This window comes from Escherichia albertii (assembly GCF_028622335.1).
GTDB classification, from domain to species: Bacteria; Pseudomonadota; Gammaproteobacteria; order Enterobacterales; family Enterobacteriaceae; genus Escherichia; species Escherichia albertii.
Map to the genome: position 1 here is coordinate 3,844,566 of NZ_CP117568.1, position 16,602 is coordinate 3,861,167.

Consider the following 16,602-nt stretch of genomic DNA (forward strand, 5'->3'; position numbering starts at 1 on the left):
CATCGCATGAATTTGAGAAGTTAATGGCGTAAAGAATGAATACACAACAATTGGCAAAACTGCGTTCCATCGTGCCTGAAATGCGTCGCGTTCGGCACATTCACTTTGTCGGCATCGGTGGTGCCGGTATGGGCGGTATTGCCGAAGTTCTGGCCAATGAAGGGTATCAGATCAGTGGTTCCGATTTAGCGCCAAATCCGGTTACGCAACAGTTAACGAATCTGGGAGCGACGATTTATTTTAACCATCGCCCGGAAAACGTGCGTGATGCCAGCGTTGTGGTGGTTTCCAGCGCGATTTCTGCCGATAACCCGGAAATTGTTGCTGCCCATGAAGCACGTATCCCGGTGATCCGTCGTGCTGAAATGTTGGCCGAGTTGATGCGTTTTCGTCACGGTATCGCCATTGCCGGGACGCATGGTAAAACCACCACCACCGCGATGGTTTCCAGTATTTATGCGGAAGCAGGCCTCGACCCTACTTTTGTTAACGGCGGCCTGGTGAAAGCGGCGGGTGTGCACGCGCGTTTAGGTCATGGTCGTTATCTGATTGCCGAAGCCGATGAAAGCGATGCGTCGTTCCTGCATCTGCAACCAATGGTGGCTATTGTTACTAATATCGAAGCCGATCACATGGATACTTACCAGGGCGACTTCGAGAATTTAAAACAGACCTTTATTAATTTTCTGCACAACTTGCCGTTTTATGGACGTGCGGTGATGTGCGTTGATGATCCGGTGATCCGCGAGTTGTTGCCGCGGGTCGGTCGTCAGATCACTACTTATGGCTTCAGCAAAGATGCTGATGTTCGTGTGGAAGATTATCAGCAGATTGGCCCACAGGGACACTTTACGCTGTTACGTCAGGATAAAGAGCCGATGCGCGTAACCCTGAATGCGCCGGGCCGTCATAACGCTCTGAATGCTGCTGCTGCGGTTGCGGTGGCGACGGAAGAAGGGATTGACGACAATGCTATTCTGCGTGCGTTGGAGAGCTTCCAGGGAACTGGTCGTCGCTTTGATTTCCTTGGTGAATTCCCGTTGGAGCCGGTGAACGGTAAAAGCGGTACCGCAATGTTGGTTGATGACTATGGTCACCATCCCACCGAAGTAGATGCGACCATTAAAGCTGCGCGCGCTGGCTGGCCGGATAAAAATCTGGTGATGCTGTTTCAGCCGCACCGTTTTACCCGAACCCGTGACCTGTATGACGATTTCGCCAATGTGCTGACGCAGGTTGATACCCTGCTGATGCTGGAAGTTTATCCGGCAGGAGAAGCGCCGATTCCGGGAGCGGACAGCCGCTCGTTGTGTCGCACTATTCGTGGACGTGGGAAAATTGATCCCATTCTGGTGCCGGATCCGGCGCAGGTCGCCGAGATGTTAGCACCGGTTTTAACCGGCAACGATCTGATTCTTGTTCAGGGGGCGGGTAATATTGGAAAAATTGCTCGTTCTTTAGCTGAAATCAAACTGAAGCCGCAAACTCCAGAGGAAGAACAACATGACTGATAAAATCGCGGTCCTGTTGGGCGGAACCTCTGCAGAGCGGGAAGTGTCTCTGAATTCTGGCGCGGCTGTGTTAGCCGGGCTGCGTGAGGGCGGCATCGATGCATATCCTGTCGATCCGAAAGAGATTGATGTGACGCAGCTGAAGTCTATGGGCTTTCAGAAAGTATTTATCGCTTTGCATGGGCGTGGTGGTGAAGATGGCACCTTGCAGGGGATGCTCGAACTGATGGGCCTGCCCTATACCGGCAGCGGAGTGATGGCATCTGCGCTGTCAATGGATAAACTACGCAGCAAACTGCTGTGGCAAGGTGCCGGTTTACCCGTTGCCCCCTGGGTGGCGTTAACTCGCGCAGAGTTTGAAAAAGGCCTTAGTGATGAGCAGATTGCAGATATTTCTGCCTTAGGTTTGCCGCTCATCGTTAAACCGAGCCGTGAAGGTTCAAGTGTTGGAATGTCAAAAGTAGTAGCAGAAAATACTCTGCAAGATGCATTAAGATTGGCATTTCAGCATGATGAGGAAGTATTGATTGAAAAATGGCTAAGTGGGCCAGAGTTCACGGTTGCGATACTCGGTGAAGAAATTTTACCGTCAATACGTATTCAACCTGCTGGAACCTTCTATGATTATGAGGCGAAGTATCTGTCTGATGAGACACAGTATTTCTGCCCGTCAGGTCTGGAAGCGTCACAAGAGGCCAATTTACAGGCATTAGTGCTGAAAGCATGGATGACTTTAGGTTGCAAAGGCTGGGGACGTATTGACGTCATGCTGGATAGTGATGGACAGTTTTATCTGCTGGAGGCTAATACCTCACCGGGTATGACCAGCCACAGCCTGGTGCCGATGGCGGCCCGTCAGGCGGGGTTAAGCTTCTCGCAGTTGGTAGTACGAATTCTGGAACTGGCGGACTAATATGTCGCAGGCTGCTCTGAACACGCGAAATAGCGAAGAAGAAATCTCTTCTCGCCGCAATAATGGAACGCGTCTGGCGGGAATTCTGTTCCTGCTGACCGTTTTGACGACGGTGTTGGTGAGCGGCTGGGTCGTGTTGGGCTGGATGGAAGATGCACAACGCCTGCCGCTCTCAAAGCTGGTGTTGACCGGAGAACGCCATTACACGCGTAATGACGACATCCGGCAGTCGATCCTGGCGTTGGGTGAGCCAGGTACTTTTATGACCCAGGATGTAAACATCATCCAGACGCAAATTGAACAACGCTTGCCGTGGATTAAGCAGGTGAGCGTCAGAAAGCAGTGGCCTGATGAATTGAAGATTCATCTGGTTGAATATGTGCCGATTGCGCGTTGGAATGATCAACATATGGTCGACGCAGAAGGAAATACCTTCAGCGTGCCGCCGGATCGGACCAGCAAGCAGGTGCTTCCGATGTTGTATGGCCCGGAAGGCAGCGCCAATGAAGTGCTGCAGGGCTATCGCGAAATGGGGCAGATGCTGGCAAAGGACAGATTTACTCTGAAGGAAGCGGCGATGACCGCGCGTCGTTCCTGGCAGTTGACGCTGAATAACGGTATTAAGCTCAACCTTGGCCGGGGCGATACGATGAAACGTTTGGCTCGCTTTGTAGAACTTTATCCGGTTTTACAGCAGCAGGCGCAAACCGATGGCAAACGGATTAGCTACGTTGATTTGCGTTATGACTCTGGTGCGGCAGTAGGCTGGGCGCCTTTGCCGCCGGAGGAATCTACTCAGCAACAAAATCAGGCACAGGCAGAACAACAATGATCAAGGCGACGGACAGAAAACTGGTAGTTGGACTGGAGATTGGTACCGCGAAGGTTGCCGCTTTAGTAGGGGAAGTTCTGCCCGACGGTATGGTCAATATCATCGGCGTGGGCAGTTGCCCGTCGCGTGGTATGGATAAAGGCGGTGTCAACGACCTTGAGTCCGTAGTCAAGTGCGTACAGCGTGCGATTGACCAGGCAGAATTGATGGCGGATTGCCAGATCTCTTCGGTATATCTGGCGCTTTCTGGTAAGCACATCAGTTGCCAGAATGAAATTGGTATGGTGCCCATTTCTGAAGAAGAAGTGACGCAAGAAGATGTGGAAAACGTCGTCCATACTGCGAAATCGGTGCGTGTGCGCGATGAACATCGTGTGCTGCATGTGATCCCACAAGAGTATGCGATTGACTATCAGGAAGGGATTAAGAATCCGGTAGGGCTTTCTGGCGTGCGGATGCAGGCAAAAGTGCACCTGATCACATGTCACAATGATATGGCGAAGAACATCGTCAAAGCGGTTGAACGTTGTGGCCTGAAAGTTGACCAACTGATATTTGCCGGACTGGCATCAAGTTATTCGGTATTGACGGAAGACGAACGTGAACTGGGAGTCTGCGTCGTTGATATCGGTGGTGGTACAATGGATATCGCCGTTTATACCGGCGGAGCATTGCGCCACACTAAGGTAATTCCTTATGCTGGCAATGTTGTGACCAGTGATATCGCCTACGCCTTTGGTACGCCGCCAAGCGACGCCGAAGCGATTAAAGTTCGCCATGGCTGCGCGCTTGGCTCGATCGTCGGTAAAGATGAGAGCGTTGAAGTACCAAGTGTAGGCGGCCGCCCGCCACGTAGTCTGCAACGTCAGACTCTGGCGGAAGTGATTGAGCCGCGGTATACCGAGTTGCTCAACCTGGTCAACGAAGAAATATTGCAGCTACAGGAAAAGCTTCGCCAACAGGGGGTGAAACATCACCTGGCGGCAGGGATTGTATTAACGGGTGGTGCGGCACAGATAGAAGGTCTTGCCGCCTGTGCTCAGCGCGTGTTTCATACGCAGGTACGTATCGGCGCGCCGCTGAATATCACCGGTCTAACGGATTATGCTCAGGAGCCGTATTATTCAACGGCGGTGGGATTGCTTCACTACGGGAAAGAGTCACATCTTAGCGGTGAGGCGGAAGTAGAAAAACGTGTTACAGCATCAGTTGGCTCGTGGATTAAGCGACTCAATAGTTGGCTGCGAAAAGAGTTTTAATTTTTATGAGGTCGACGGTGATTACGGCCTCAGGCGACAGGCACAAATCGGAGAGAAACTATGTTTGAACCAATGGAACTTACCAACGACGCGGTGATTAAAGTCATCGGCGTCGGCGGCGGCGGCGGTAATGCTGTTGAACACATGGTGCGCGAGCGCATTGAGGGTGTTGAATTTTTCGCGGTAAATACCGATGCACAGGCGCTGCGTAAAACAGCGGTTGGGCAGACGATTCAGATCGGTAGTGGTATAACCAAAGGATTGGGAGCTGGCGCTAATCCAGAAGTTGGTCGTAATGCGGCTGACGAGGATCGCGATGCACTGCGTGCGGCGCTGGAAGGTGCAGACATGGTCTTTATTGCAGCGGGTATGGGCGGTGGTACTGGTACAGGTGCTGCGCCGGTCGTTGCTGAAGTGGCAAAAGATTTGGGGATCCTGACCGTTGCTGTCGTAACGAAGCCTTTCAACTTTGAAGGCAAGAAACGTATGGCATTTGCGGAGCAGGGGATCACCGAACTGTCCAAGCATGTGGACTCACTGATCACCATCCCGAACGACAAACTGCTGAAAGTTCTGGGCCGCGGCATCTCCCTGCTGGATGCGTTCGGCGCAGCGAATGATGTACTGAAAGGCGCTGTTCAGGGTATCGCCGAACTGATTACTCGTCCGGGCCTGATGAACGTCGACTTTGCTGACGTACGTACTGTAATGTCTGAAATGGGTTACGCAATGATGGGTTCTGGCGTGGCGAGCGGTGAAGACCGTGCGGAAGAAGCGGCTGAAATGGCAATTTCTTCTCCGCTGCTGGAAGATATCGACCTGTCTGGTGCACGTGGTGTGCTGGTCAACATCACGGCGGGCTTCGACCTGCGTCTGGATGAATTCGAGACTGTAGGTAACACCATTCGTGCGTTTGCTTCGGATAACGCTACTGTGGTTATTGGTACTTCTCTTGACCCGGATATGAACGATGAACTGCGTGTAACTGTGGTTGCAACGGGTATCGGCATGGACAAACGTCCTGAAATCACTCTGGTGACGAACAAACAAGTTCAGCAGCCGGTGATGGATCGCTACCAGCAACACGGTATGTCGCCGTTGACACAAGAGCAGAAACCGGTAGCTAAAGTCGTGAACGATAATACGCCGCAAGCGGCTAAAGAGCCGGATTATCTGGATATCCCGGCATTCCTGCGTAAGCAAGCTGATTAAGAATTGGCTGGAATTTGGGTTTCGAGGCTCTTTGTGCTAAACTGGCCCGCCGAATGTATAGTACACTTCGGTTGGATAGGTAATTTGGCGAGATAATACGATGATCAAACAAAGGACACTTAAACGTATCGTTCAGGCGACGGGTGTCGGTTTACACACCGGCAAGAAAGTCACCCTGACGTTACGCCCTGCGCCGGCCAACACCGGGGTCATCTATCGTCGCACCGACTTGAATCCACCGGTAGATTTCCCGGCTGATGCCAAATCTGTGCGTGATACCATGCTTTGCACGTGTCTGGTCAATGAGCATGATGTACGGATTTCAACCGTTGAGCATCTGAACGCTGCTTTGGCGGGCTTGGGTATTGATAACATTGTTATCGAAGTTAATGCGCCGGAAATCCCGATCATGGACGGCAGTGCTGCTCCGTTTGTATACCTGCTGCTTGATGCCGGTATTGACGAGCTAAACTGCGCCAAGAAATTTGTACGCATCAAAGAGACCGTTCGTGTCGAAGATGGCGATAAGTGGGCTGAATTCAGGCCGTACAATGGTTTTTCGCTGGATTTCACCATCGATTTCAATCATCCGGCTATCGACTCCAGCAACCAGCGCTATGCGATGAACTTCTCTGCTGATGCGTTTATGCGCCAGATCAGCCGTGCGCGTACGTTCGGTTTCATGCGTGATATCGAATATCTGCAGTCCCGTGGCCTGTGCCTGGGCGGCAGCTTCGATTGTGCCATCGTTGTTGACGATTATCGCGTACTGAACGAAGACGGCCTGCGTTTTGAAGACGAGTTTGTGCGTCACAAAATGCTCGACGCGATCGGTGACTTGTTTATGTGTGGTCACAACATTATTGGTGCATTTACCGCTTATAAATCTGGTCATGCACTAAATAACAAATTGTTGCAAGCTGTCCTGGCGAAACAGGAAGCCTGGGAATACGTGACCTTCCAGGACGACGCAGAACTGCCGTTGGCTTTCAAAGCGCCTTCGACTGTACTGGCATAACGACATCTATACTGTCGTATAAAATTCGACTGGCAAATCTGGCACTCTCTCCGGCCAGGTGAACCAGTCGTTTTTTTTGGTTTTTTATCACCATCGCAAAATAAACTGCACAATCGCTGTTTTCTTAAGCTGTTTTACGCACAACTTATCTTCATTCCTGCTGTGGATTTCAGGCTTTAATGATAAGATTTGTGCGCTAAAAACGTTGAATACGATCGGGATGGCAATAACGTGAGTGGAATACTGACGCGCTGGCGACAGTTTGGTAGACGCTACTTCTGGCCGCATCTCTTATTAGGGATGGTCGCGGCGAGTTTAGGTCTGCCTGTACTCAGCAACGCAGCCGAGTCAAATGCGCCAGCAAAAGCGACAACCCGTAATCACGAACCTTCCGCCAAAGTTAACTTTGGTCAGTTGGCCTTGCTGGAAGCAAACACGCGCCGCCCGAGCTCGAATTACTCCGTTGATTACTGGCATCAACATGCCATTCGTACGGTAATCCGTCATCTTTCCTTCGCAATGGCACCACAAACGTTGCCTGTTGCCGAAGAAACTTTACCTCTCCAGGCGCAACATCTTGCGTTACTGGATACCCTCAGCGCGCTGCTGACTCAGGAAGGCTCGCCGTCCGAGAATGTCTATCGCATTGACTATGTGCATTTTAGTCCACAAGCGACATTCAGCACGCCCGTCTGGATAAGCCAGGCGCAAGGTATTCGCGCTGGTCCTCAACGCCTTAGCTAACAACAATAAACCTTTACTTCATTTTATTAACTCCGCAACGCGGGGCGTTTGAGATTTTATTATGCTAATCAAATTATTAACTAAAGTTTTCGGTAGTCGTAACGATCGTACCCTGCGCCGGATGCGCAAAGTCGTCAACATGATCAATGCCATGGAACCGGAGATGGAAAAACTCTCCGACGAAGAGCTGAAAGGGAAAACGGCAGAGTTTCGCGCACGTCTGGAAAAAGGCGAAGTGCTGGAAAATTTAATCCCGGAAGCCTTTGCAGTCGTACGTGAAGCAAGTAAGCGTGTCTTCGGTATGCGTCATTTCGACGTTCAGTTACTTGGTGGTATGGTCCTCAATGAACGTTGCATTGCGGAAATGCGTACTGGTGAAGGTAAAACGCTGACCGCAACGCTGCCTGCTTACCTGAACGCATTAAGCGGTAAGGGGGTGCACGTTGTTACCGTCAACGATTATCTGGCGCAGCGTGACGCTGAAAACAACCGTCCGTTGTTCGAATTTCTCGGTATGACTGTCGGCATCAACTTGCCAGGTATGCCTGCGCCAGCCAAACGTGAAGCCTACGCGGCTGACATCACTTACGGTACAAACAACGAGTATGGCTTTGACTACCTGCGCGATAACATGGCGTTTAGCCCTGAAGAGCGTGTACAGCGTAAACTGCATTATGCGCTGGTGGACGAAGTTGACTCCATTCTGATCGATGAGGCGCGTACGCCGCTAATCATTTCCGGCCCGGCAGAAGATAGCTCGGAAATGTATAAGCGAGTAAACAAAATTATTCCGCATCTGATTCGTCAGGAAAAAGAAGACTCTGAAACCTTCCAGGGTGAAGGTCACTTCTCAGTTGACGAAAAATCTCGTCAGGTAAACCTGACCGAACGTGGTCTGGTGCTGATTGAAGAATTGCTGGTAAAAGAAGGCATTATGGATGAAGGCGAGTCTCTGTACTCTCCGGCTAATATTATGCTGATGCACCATGTAACCGCAGCGCTGCGTGCCCATGCCCTGTTTACCCGCGACGTTGATTACATCGTTAAAGATGGTGAAGTTATCATCGTTGACGAACATACTGGTCGTACCATGCAGGGCCGACGCTGGTCTGATGGTTTGCACCAGGCTGTGGAAGCGAAAGAAGGTGTACAGATCCAGAACGAAAACCAGACGCTGGCTTCGATCACCTTCCAGAACTACTTCCGCCTGTATGAAAAACTGGCTGGGATGACCGGTACTGCCGATACTGAAGCGTTTGAATTTAGCTCTATCTACAAACTGGATACTGTCGTTGTACCAACCAACCGACCGATGATTCGTAAAGATCTGCCAGACCTGGTCTACATGACCGAAGCAGAAAAAATTCAGGCGATCATTGAGGATATCAAAGAGCGTACTGCGAAAGGACAGCCGGTGCTGGTGGGGACTATCTCGATCGAGAAATCGGAGCTGGTGTCAAATGAATTGACCAAAGCGGGTATCAAACACAACGTCCTGAACGCTAAATTCCACGCCAACGAAGCGGCGATTGTTGCTCAGGCGGGGTATCCTGCTGCCGTGACTATCGCAACCAACATGGCGGGTCGTGGTACTGACATTGTGCTTGGCGGTAGCTGGCAGGCAGAAGTTGCCGCGCTGGAAAATCCGACTGCAGAGCAAATTGAAAAAATTAAAGCCGACTGGCAGGTGCGTCACGACGCGGTGCTGGCGGCAGGTGGTTTGCATATCATCGGTACAGAACGTCACGAATCCCGTCGTATCGATAACCAGTTGCGTGGTCGTTCTGGTCGCCAGGGGGATGCCGGTTCTTCCCGCTTCTACCTGTCGATGGAAGATGCGTTGATGCGTATTTTTGCTTCTGACCGCGTGTCCGGCATGATGCGTAAACTGGGGATGAAGCCAGGCGAAGCCATTGAGCACCCGTGGGTGACTAAAGCGATTGCTAACGCCCAACGTAAAGTTGAAAGCCGTAACTTCGATATTCGTAAGCAATTGCTGGAATATGATGATGTGGCTAACGATCAGCGTCGTGCCATTTACTCCCAGCGTAACGAACTGCTGGATGTCAGCGATGTGAGTGAAACCATCAACAGCATTCGTGAGGATGTGTTCAAAGCGACCATTGATGCTTATATTCCGCCACAGTCTCTGGAAGAAATGTGGGACATTCCGGGGCTGCAGGAACGTCTGAAAAACGATTTTGATCTTGAGTTGCCGATTGCCGAGTGGCTGGATAAAGAGCCTGAACTGCACGAAGAGACACTACGTGAGCGTATTCTGGCGCAATCCATCGAAGTGTATCAGCGTAAAGAAGAGGTGGTTGGTGCTGAGATGATGCGTCACTTCGAGAAAGGCGTGATGCTGCAGACGCTCGATTCTCTGTGGAAAGAGCACCTGGCAGCGATGGATTATCTGCGTCAGGGTATCCACCTGCGTGGTTACGCACAGAAAGATCCAAAGCAGGAGTACAAGCGTGAGTCCTTCTCCATGTTTGCAGCAATGCTGGAATCGCTAAAATATGAAGTGGTTAGTACGTTGAGCAAAGTTCAGGTACGCATGCCGGAAGAGGTTGAAGCTCTGGAAATGCAGCGCCGGGAAGAGGCCGAGCGTTTAGCGCAAATGCAGCAGCTTAGCCATCAGGATGATGACTCTGCCGCCGCCGCTGCGCTGGCTGCACAAACGGGTGAGCGTAAAGTTGGTCGTAACGACCCCTGTCCGTGTGGTTCGGGGAAAAAATACAAGCAGTGCCATGGTCGCCTGCAATAAAAACTAATCAATAAAACAAAGGCGCAGGAATCTGCGCCTTTTTTACAGGTTTAAGACAATGAAAAAGCTGCATATTGCCGTCGGTATTATTCGCAACAAGAACAATGAAATCTTTATAACCCGCCGCGCCGCAGATGCGCACATGGCGAATAAGCTGGAGTTTCCTGGCGGTAAAATTGAAGTGGGTGAAACACCAGAACAGGCGTTGGTGCGGGAGCTTCAGGAAGAGGTTGGGATTACCCCACAACATTTTTCGCTATTTGAAAAGCTGGAATATGAATTCCCGGACAGGCATATAACACTGTGGTTCTGGCTGGTCGAAAGCTGGGAAGGGAAGCCGTGGGGTAAAGAAGGGCAACCCGGTGAGTGGATGTCGCTGGTTGGTCTGAATGCCGATGATTTTCCGCCAGCCAATGAGCCGGTAATTGCGAAGCTTAAGCGTATGTAGGTCGGATAAGGCGTTCACGCCGCATCCGACATTTGCACACGATGCCTGATGCGACGCTGGTGCGTCTTATCAGGCCTACATGGTTTATTAACTCATTGATATGCAAGGTCTTGTAGGTCAGATAAGGCGTCACGCCGCATCCGACATTTACACATGATGCCTGATGCGGCGCTGTCGCGTCTTATCAGGCCTACATGGTTTATTAACTCATTGATATGCAAGGTCTTGTAGGTCGGATAAGGCGTTCACGCCGCATCCGACATTTGCACATGATGCCTGATGCGGCGCTGGTGCGTCTTATCAGGCCCACATGGTTTATTAACTCATTGATATGCAAGGTCTTGTAGGTCGGATAAGGCGTTCACGCCGCATCCGACATTTGCACATGATGCCTGATGCGACGCTGGTGCGTCTTATCAGGCTTGCGTGTGGCATCAGACAAAAAGTTACTGCTTTGGCTCTTCGCTCCAGTCATCGCTTTCGGAAAGATCGCCGCTGCTGGGGATTCGTTTCTCCTCTGCGGCCCACTCTCCGAGGTCTATCAACTGACAACGTTTGGAACAAAATGGCCGAAACGGGCTGACTTCACCCCATACCACTGTTTTCCCACAGGTTGGGCAATTCACCGTAATAGTTTCTGACATTTTTACTCCTTAGCAACAGGCCAGTTCAAAGTCCAGACGCTCCGGCACCTGTCCGCTCTCACTGTCCAGTGGCATAAAGCGAATGGCAAAACGACTCTTATGACCGGATATTTGCGGATAAAGTTGTGAATCGAGGGCAAGATTCAGACGCAGCAAATCGGCGTCTTCGCCATTATCCTGATAAAAGCCATTCAGGCTGGTTTGTTTACGGAACGGCGCTGACTGGCGAATTAAATCCAGCACCATCGTAAGGGCCTGCGTTAGCGGATTCAGGCTGGCAATCCAGGTTTCAACCTGAGAGTCGCGCTGTGCCTGAGATAAATGTAGCCAGATATGCAATGTGGGCAAATCAAAGCTACAACAGCCGCCAGGGATACTCAGGCGCTGACGCACAAGCGCAATCAGGCGATCTTCACGCAAAAACTGTCCGATACGCGGCGCGGAAATTAACACGCTACCCGCCGCTTTCAACTGCTGAATTAATGTTTCAATGCGGCTCTGATCCACACCAGGTACACCAATCCAGGCCTGGAGTTTACGCTGCTGGCGGTCAAGTTCTTTCAACAGCTCAGTGCGTACTTCGCCACGCTCAAGCACGTCCAGCAATTCACTAACATTACGGAAGAAATGCAGAGCGCCAGCGTGGTCAGCGATGGGTAAATTAACGGTGAGTTGTTGAATCAAAAACTCAATACGCAGCCATGTGCGCATTTTTTCATTTAGTGGATGTTCAAAAAGGACCTGGGTCTGCATTACGGTTTTTCCTGTGAGACAAACTGCGACGCGAGCTGCAAATAGTGTGCGTGCAAGCGGGCAACATCCGATGCAATGGCATCCGGTGCGCCATTATTATCAATGACGTCATCTGCTACGGCAAGACGGGCTTCGCGCGTAGCCTGGGCAGCAAGAATTTGTTCGACATGTTCGCGAGAAACATCGTCACGTCGCATAGTGCGCTTAAGTTGCGTTTCTGGGCTGACATCCACCACCAGCACACGATTCGCTTTTTTATGCAGTGAGTTTTCTATCAACAATGGCACAACCCACAGCACGTAAGGTGAGGTTGCCTGCTGGATCTGGCGTTGTGTTTCCTGCTGAATCAGTGGATGTAGCAGGGCGTTAAGCCAGTTTTTTTCTTCCGGGACAGCGAAGATCCGTTTGCGTAACGCCCGGCGTTGCAATGTTCCGTCAGCTGCAATCATGTCAGCACCAAAGTGCTCAGCGATAGCGCGTAACGCAGGGCTACCAGGTTCAACCACCTGACGCGCAATAATATCGGCATCAATGACGTTAATTCCGAGGTCAGCAAATGCATTTGCAACGGTGCTCTTGCCACTGCCAATGCCGCCCGTCAGGGCAACCGTATACCTCATAATTTATATTCCCGGGAATTCATCATGATTATCAAAATGTTAAAAATGAGCGTGCGAAAGCGAAATTGCTGAAACGTTCGCCCACTATTTACCAGGTAAATTTATGGGATTGTAGCGTAAAAAAAGACAATTTCGCAGTCTTGCGCAGTATCGATTAGTGCGTATGATAGCGTCACTGGAGTTGCGCTCTTACCCTTATAGCCATTAACCCCAGGAATCCGCACATGCGTATTGAAGAAGATCTGAAGTTAGGTTTTAAAGACGTCCTCATCCGCCCTAAACGCTCCACCCTTAAAAGCCGTTCTGATGTTGAACTGGAACGTCAATTCACCTTTAAACACTCAGGTCAAAGCTGGTCCGGTGTGCCAATTATCGCCGCGAATATGGACACTGTCGGCACTTTTTCCATGGCCTCTGCGCTGGCTTCTTTTGATATTTTGACTGCGGTGCATAAACACTATTCTGTTGAAGAGTGGCAGGCATTTATCAATAACTCTTCCGCAGATGTACTGAAACATGTGATGGTTTCTACTGGTACGTCTGATGCGGATTTCGAAAAAACGAAACAAATTCTCGACCTGAACCCGGCATTAAACTTCGTTTGTATTGATGTGGCGAATGGTTACTCTGAGCACTTTGTACAGTTCGTTGCAAAAGCGCGTGAAACCTGGCCGACCAAAACCATTTGTGCTGGTAATGTAGTAACTGGCGAAATGTGTGAAGAGTTGATTCTTTCCGGTGCCGATATCGTTAAAGTTGGCATTGGCCCTGGCTCTGTTTGTACAACTCGCGTGAAAACGGGCGTCGGTTATCCGCAGCTTTCTGCAGTGATCGAATGTGCCGATGCCGCGCACGGTCTGGGGGGGATGATCGTCAGTGATGGCGGTTGCACCATGCCGGGCGATGTGGCTAAAGCCTTTGGCGGCGGTGCCGATTTCGTGATGCTGGGCGGTATGCTGGCAGGTCACGAAGAGAGCGGTGGTCGCATTGTCGAAGAGAACGGCGAGAAATTTATGCTGTTCTACGGCATGAGCTCCGAGTCTGCGATGAAACGTCACGTTGGCGGCGTTGCGGAATATCGTGCTGCAGAAGGTAAAACCGTTAAGTTGCCGCTTCGTGGCCCGGTAGAAAACACAGCTCGCGATATTCTCGGTGGTTTGCGTTCCGCTTGTACTTACGTTGGGGCTTCACGCCTGAAAGAGCTGACCAAGCGCACCACGTTTATTCGCGTTCAGGAACAAGAAAACCGTATCTTCAATAACCTGTAATCGTACAGCGCTGGCGTGGTTCATCGTGCCAGCGTTACCCCATCCCACTCATTGCGTCGCCTAAATGGAAAATTGGCAAATACATTGCCACCACCAGCGTGCCGATAATCCCTCCAGTAATAACCAGCAGCGCTGGTTCCAGCAAGGCGGCAAGATTATCTGCCAGCGCAAACGTATTATCCCGGTGATGATGGGCGAGATTATCCAGCATGAGATCGAGTGAACCGGATGCTTCTCCCGTTCTCACCAACTGCAAACAGAGCGGGCTAAACTCATCGGCATTTTTTAGCGCCAGCCAGATGGGCTGCCCGTTGCTGATATCGAGCTGGATTTGTGTCATAAGTTGTGCCCAGTATGGGCAACGCATTGTTTCTCTGACACTTTCTACTCCCTGCAAAAAAGTAATCCCCGCGCTTTGCGTCAGCGCCAGAATCGTAAAAATCTGCGTGAGCTTTTGGCCCCGAATCAGAGCTCCCATAACTGGAATGCGTAGCAGTAACTTCTGCCGCACGATAAGCCAGGTTGAGCGACGCATTAGCAGTTTGTTCGCTACTACCAGCAAAAAACCGAACAGAATTAGTAACCAGCCCCAATGACTACTGAAGTCAGCCAGCGTTATGATTCCCTGCGTCAATGCGGGTAGTGGAGTGTTAAAGGTTTTATAGATGGCAGCAAACTCCGGCAGAACAAAATGCAGCATTGCCACAACTACCATAATTGCCATCGCTAAAATAATGACGGGATAACGCAAGGCTGATTTCACTTTATCGGTTAACTGACGCTGGGCTTTTTGCTGGCGAGCCAGTTCAAAGCAGCATTCATCCAGCTTACCTGTCAATTCGCCAGTACGGATCATCGCCTGATAAAGCGGTGGAAAAACCTCTGCCCAGGGCAATAAAGCATTGGAGAAAGCAATACCCTGTTCGAGATCGTGCGCCAGCGATTGCAACAACGCTTGCCATTGTTTGCTGGGATGTTGCTCTGCCAGTAACGCCAGACTTTCTGAAAGCGTTAACCCGGCTTTGAGTAGTGTCGCCAGTTGATGAATGACTTCCGCACTTTTGTCTCCACGCCACTGTGCAGGATTGATGGCGATTCGCTTCAGGTGCAGTGGCGTCACCCTTTGTTGCTGTAGAGCCAAAAGCAACAAGGCACGACTTTCCGCCCAGAGCGTTCCATCTTGCGCGTGGCCTTCGTGGGTAACGCCCTGCCAGTGCCAGAGTTGCTTACTCGCCATGCGGCATTCCTAATACACGAATCATTTCTTCAAAGGTGGTTAAGCCTTGCTCCACAGCAAGGCAGCCGTTTTCAAAAAGTGTGCACATTCCCGTCTGCCGGGCATGTGTTTCCAGCAATTCCGCGTCAGTATTTGCGGCAATAAGCTGGCTTATTGCTGGCGTAATGGGCAGAACTTCAAATAAGGCTGTGCGACCATAGAAACCGTGGTAGCAATGTTCACAACCCGATGCTTGCCAGCGGGGCAGTGGTGATGACCATAAATTGCCTGGAAGATGGATTGGTGCCCCTTGCTGTTGGCGGCAATGCGGACAAAGTTTACGGAGCAGGCGTTGGGCTATCACCAGCGTGAGCGCCGATGAGAGCATCCAGCGGGCAACGCCCATTTGCTGTAAGCGCACCAGCGTTTCACAGGTGGAGTTGGTGTGCAGCGTGGACAACACCAGATGACCGGTTTGCGCGGCTTTAATTGCGATTTCCGCCGTTTCTCCATCGCGAATTTCGCCCACCATAATCACGTCGGGATCCTGGCGTAATAACGCGCGTAAAACCCCCTGAAAGGTAAGACCAGCACGCGAATGGATTTGTGTCTGGTTTAGCCCGGTGATGGGGATCTCTACCGGATCTTCCACGCTGCAAATATTAATATCGACGGTATTCAGCGTTTGCAGCGCGCTATAAAGTGTGACTGTTTTGCCGCTACCGGTTGGGCCGGTAACCAACACCAGTCCCTGTGGTTGCTGCAATGCATGGGCAAATTCCACCAGTTGTGACGGCTGCATTCCTAACGCGTTGATATCTAGCCTCTGGTTTACCTGTTGTAACAAGCGTAATACTACCTTTTCGCCCCCCCGACATGGCAGGGTAGCTATACGAAATGAGACGGTGTTGCCTGCCAGTTCGACAGTGAATTGCCCATCTTGCGGCAGGCGATGTTCCGCAATATCCAGGCTTCCCAACACTTTTAATCTGGCGGTTAATGCGACTCCGGCATCCAGCGTAATATCAGGCAAAGGGTGCAGCACGCCGTCGATACGCAAGCGGATGCGATAGGCATTATCTGCTGGTTCGATATGAATATCAGAAGCGCGTTGTTCCAGTGCAGATTGTAATGTTTGAATCAGTAACTCAACTTTGTGCTGATGCTTCTCCGGGGCCGTGACCGATAAGACTTGTTGCGAGCGGGTGGCGTGACCCTCCATCTGCTGGCGCGTCCAGCAGGTGATGTCAATACGTTTAGTGGTCGCAAAATGCAAAGCATCCAGCAGCTCATGCGAGGGCGCATCGACCACCGCAACATGAACCACCTCTTCGCTGGCATCCAGTAAGACCCCCTGGTAACGCAGACACAGAGCGGTGAGCTGTGAAATATTCATC

Annotated in this window: 16 protein-coding genes; 11 read left to right on the forward strand and 5 right to left on the reverse strand. The window is 51.0% G+C overall.

The features are described from left to right. Positions 1 to 35 precede the first annotated feature (35 nt). The 9 genes from murC to mutT all read left to right on the forward strand — a co-directional run bounded on the left by murC (position 36) and on the right by mutT (position 10,704). Complete coding sequence (gene murC / locus PS053_RS18600) at positions 36 to 1,511, forward strand: UDP-N-acetylmuramate--L-alanine ligase (RefSeq protein ID WP_256878690.1); 1,476 nt, start codon at positions 36 to 38, stop codon at positions 1,509 to 1,511. Beyond that, complete coding sequence (ddlB, locus tag PS053_RS18605; RefSeq protein ID WP_000130031.1) at positions 1,504 to 2,424, forward strand: D-alanine--D-alanine ligase; 921 nt, start codon at positions 1,504 to 1,506, stop codon at positions 2,422 to 2,424. Before murC ends, ddlB begins: the two co-directional genes overlap by 8 nt. Before the next feature lies 1 nt (position 2,425). Continuing rightward, a complete protein-coding gene (gene ftsQ, locus PS053_RS18610) occupies positions 2,426 to 3,256 on the forward strand; it encodes a cell division protein FtsQ (RefSeq protein WP_000075733.1) in 831 nt (276 codons plus the stop codon). Then, positions 3,253 to 4,515, forward strand: a complete 1,263-nt coding sequence (gene ftsA, locus PS053_RS18615) for a cell division protein FtsA (protein ID WP_000588477.1) — start codon at positions 3,253 to 3,255, stop codon at positions 4,513 to 4,515. The genes ftsQ and ftsA overlap by 4 nt, the downstream gene beginning before the upstream one ends. Before the next feature lie 60 nt (positions 4,516 to 4,575). Beyond that, on the forward strand, positions 4,576 to 5,727 hold the full coding sequence (ftsZ, locus tag PS053_RS18620) for a cell division protein FtsZ (protein ID WP_000462779.1): 1,152 nt from the start codon (positions 4,576 to 4,578) through the stop codon (positions 5,725 to 5,727). 100 nt (positions 5,728 to 5,827) lie between these two features. After that, the gene (lpxC, locus tag PS053_RS18625; RefSeq protein ID WP_000595486.1) at positions 5,828 to 6,745 is read left to right on the forward strand and encodes a UDP-3-O-acyl-N-acetylglucosamine deacetylase; all 918 of its coding nucleotides are present in this window, start codon (positions 5,828 to 5,830) and stop codon (positions 6,743 to 6,745) included. A 231-nt stretch (positions 6,746 to 6,976) separates the two neighbouring features. After that, positions 6,977 to 7,489, forward strand: coding sequence for a secA translation cis-regulator SecM (gene secM, locus PS053_RS18630; protein WP_024164640.1), 513 nt, complete (start codon positions 6,977 to 6,979; stop codon positions 7,487 to 7,489). A gap of 61 nt (positions 7,490 to 7,550) precedes the next feature. Next, positions 7,551 to 10,256 (forward strand): preprotein translocase subunit SecA, encoded by a 2,706-nt coding sequence (gene secA / locus PS053_RS18635; RefSeq protein WP_000905807.1) that lies wholly within the window; start codon positions 7,551 to 7,553, stop codon positions 10,254 to 10,256. A gap of 58 nt (positions 10,257 to 10,314) precedes the next feature. Continuing rightward, on the forward strand, positions 10,315 to 10,704 hold the full coding sequence (mutT, locus tag PS053_RS18640) for an 8-oxo-dGTP diphosphatase MutT (RefSeq protein ID WP_000733106.1): 390 nt from the start codon (positions 10,315 to 10,317) through the stop codon (positions 10,702 to 10,704). Positions 10,705 to 11,150: 446 nt separating this feature from the next. Here mutT and yacG read toward each other — a convergent pair whose 3' ends face one another. From yacG to coaE, 3 genes are read right to left on the reverse strand one after another with little or no spacing between them, the layout of a single operon-like run. Further along, a complete protein-coding gene (yacG, locus tag PS053_RS18645) occupies positions 11,151 to 11,348 on the reverse strand; it encodes a DNA gyrase inhibitor YacG (protein ID WP_000005046.1) in 198 nt (65 codons plus the stop codon). A gap of 9 nt (positions 11,349 to 11,357) precedes the next feature. Further along, positions 11,358 to 12,101 carry a cell division protein ZapD gene (zapD, locus tag PS053_RS18650; protein WP_059220750.1) on the reverse strand — a complete coding sequence of 248 codons (744 nt, stop codon included), beginning with the start codon at positions 12,099 to 12,101 and terminating at the stop codon, positions 11,358 to 11,360. Beyond that, positions 12,101 to 12,721 carry a dephospho-CoA kinase gene (gene coaE / locus PS053_RS18655; RefSeq protein ID WP_001270923.1) on the reverse strand — a complete coding sequence of 207 codons (621 nt, stop codon included), beginning with the start codon at positions 12,719 to 12,721 and terminating at the stop codon, positions 12,101 to 12,103. The genes zapD and coaE overlap by 1 nt, the downstream gene beginning before the upstream one ends. A 24-nt stretch (positions 12,722 to 12,745) precedes the next feature. On the opposite strand from coaE, the gene PS053_RS18660 reads away from it, so the two are divergent. After that, complete coding sequence (locus tag PS053_RS18660) at positions 12,746 to 12,793, forward strand: hypothetical protein (protein ID WP_176221587.1); 48 nt, start codon at positions 12,746 to 12,748, stop codon at positions 12,791 to 12,793. 152 nt (positions 12,794 to 12,945) lie between these two features. After that, positions 12,946 to 13,989 carry a GMP reductase gene (gene guaC / locus PS053_RS18665; RefSeq protein WP_001217345.1) on the forward strand — a complete coding sequence of 348 codons (1,044 nt, stop codon included), beginning with the start codon at positions 12,946 to 12,948 and terminating at the stop codon, positions 13,987 to 13,989. Between the two features lie 34 nt (positions 13,990 to 14,023). Here the strand turns inward: guaC and hofC are convergent, their stop codons facing one another. Together hofC and gspE are read right to left on the reverse strand one after the other, a co-directional pair. Beyond that, the gene (gene hofC / locus PS053_RS18670; RefSeq protein WP_025237652.1) at positions 14,024 to 15,226 is read right to left on the reverse strand and encodes a protein transport protein HofC; all 1,203 of its coding nucleotides are present in this window, start codon (positions 15,224 to 15,226) and stop codon (positions 14,024 to 14,026) included. Further along, positions 15,216 to 16,601 carry a type II secretion system protein GspE gene (gspE, locus tag PS053_RS18675; protein ID WP_256878688.1) on the reverse strand — a complete coding sequence of 462 codons (1,386 nt, stop codon included), beginning with the start codon at positions 16,599 to 16,601 and terminating at the stop codon, positions 15,216 to 15,218. Before gspE ends, hofC begins: the two co-directional genes overlap by 11 nt. Between the last annotated feature and the right edge of the window lies 1 nt (position 16,602).

What these genes read in the sequence shown, in the direction of transcription:
- murC (WP_256878690.1), top strand. Translation starts at nt 36, where the DNA reads ATGAATACACAACAATTGGCAAAACTGCGTTCCATCGTGCCTGAAATG.
- ddlB (WP_000130031.1), top strand. Translation starts at nt 1,504, where the DNA reads ATGACTGATAAAATCGCGGTCCTGTTGGGCGGAACCTCTGCAGAGCGG.
- ftsQ (WP_000075733.1), top strand. Translation starts at nt 2,426, where the DNA reads ATGTCGCAGGCTGCTCTGAACACGCGAAATAGCGAAGAAGAAATCTCT.
- ftsA (WP_000588477.1), top strand. Translation starts at nt 3,253, where the DNA reads ATGATCAAGGCGACGGACAGAAAACTGGTAGTTGGACTGGAGATTGGT.
- ftsZ (WP_000462779.1), top strand. Translation starts at nt 4,576, where the DNA reads ATGTTTGAACCAATGGAACTTACCAACGACGCGGTGATTAAAGTCATC.
- lpxC (WP_000595486.1), top strand. Translation starts at nt 5,828, where the DNA reads ATGATCAAACAAAGGACACTTAAACGTATCGTTCAGGCGACGGGTGTC.
- secA (WP_000905807.1), top strand. Translation starts at nt 7,551, where the DNA reads ATGCTAATCAAATTATTAACTAAAGTTTTCGGTAGTCGTAACGATCGT.
- mutT (WP_000733106.1), top strand. Translation starts at nt 10,315, where the DNA reads ATGAAAAAGCTGCATATTGCCGTCGGTATTATTCGCAACAAGAACAAT.
- yacG (WP_000005046.1), bottom strand. Translation starts at nt 11,348, where the DNA reads ATGTCAGAAACTATTACGGTGAATTGCCCAACCTGTGGGAAAACAGTG.
- zapD (WP_059220750.1), bottom strand. Translation starts at nt 12,101, where the DNA reads ATGCAGACCCAGGTCCTTTTTGAACATCCACTAAATGAAAAAATGCGC.
- coaE (WP_001270923.1), bottom strand. Translation starts at nt 12,721, where the DNA reads ATGAGGTATACGGTTGCCCTGACGGGCGGCATTGGCAGTGGCAAGAGC.
- guaC (WP_001217345.1), top strand. Translation starts at nt 12,946, where the DNA reads ATGCGTATTGAAGAAGATCTGAAGTTAGGTTTTAAAGACGTCCTCATC.
- hofC (WP_025237652.1), bottom strand. Translation starts at nt 15,226, where the DNA reads ATGGCGAGTAAGCAACTCTGGCACTGGCAGGGCGTTACCCACGAAGGC.
- gspE (WP_256878688.1), bottom strand. Translation starts at nt 16,601, where the DNA reads ATGAATATTTCACAGCTCACCGCTCTGTGTCTGCGTTACCAGGGGGTC.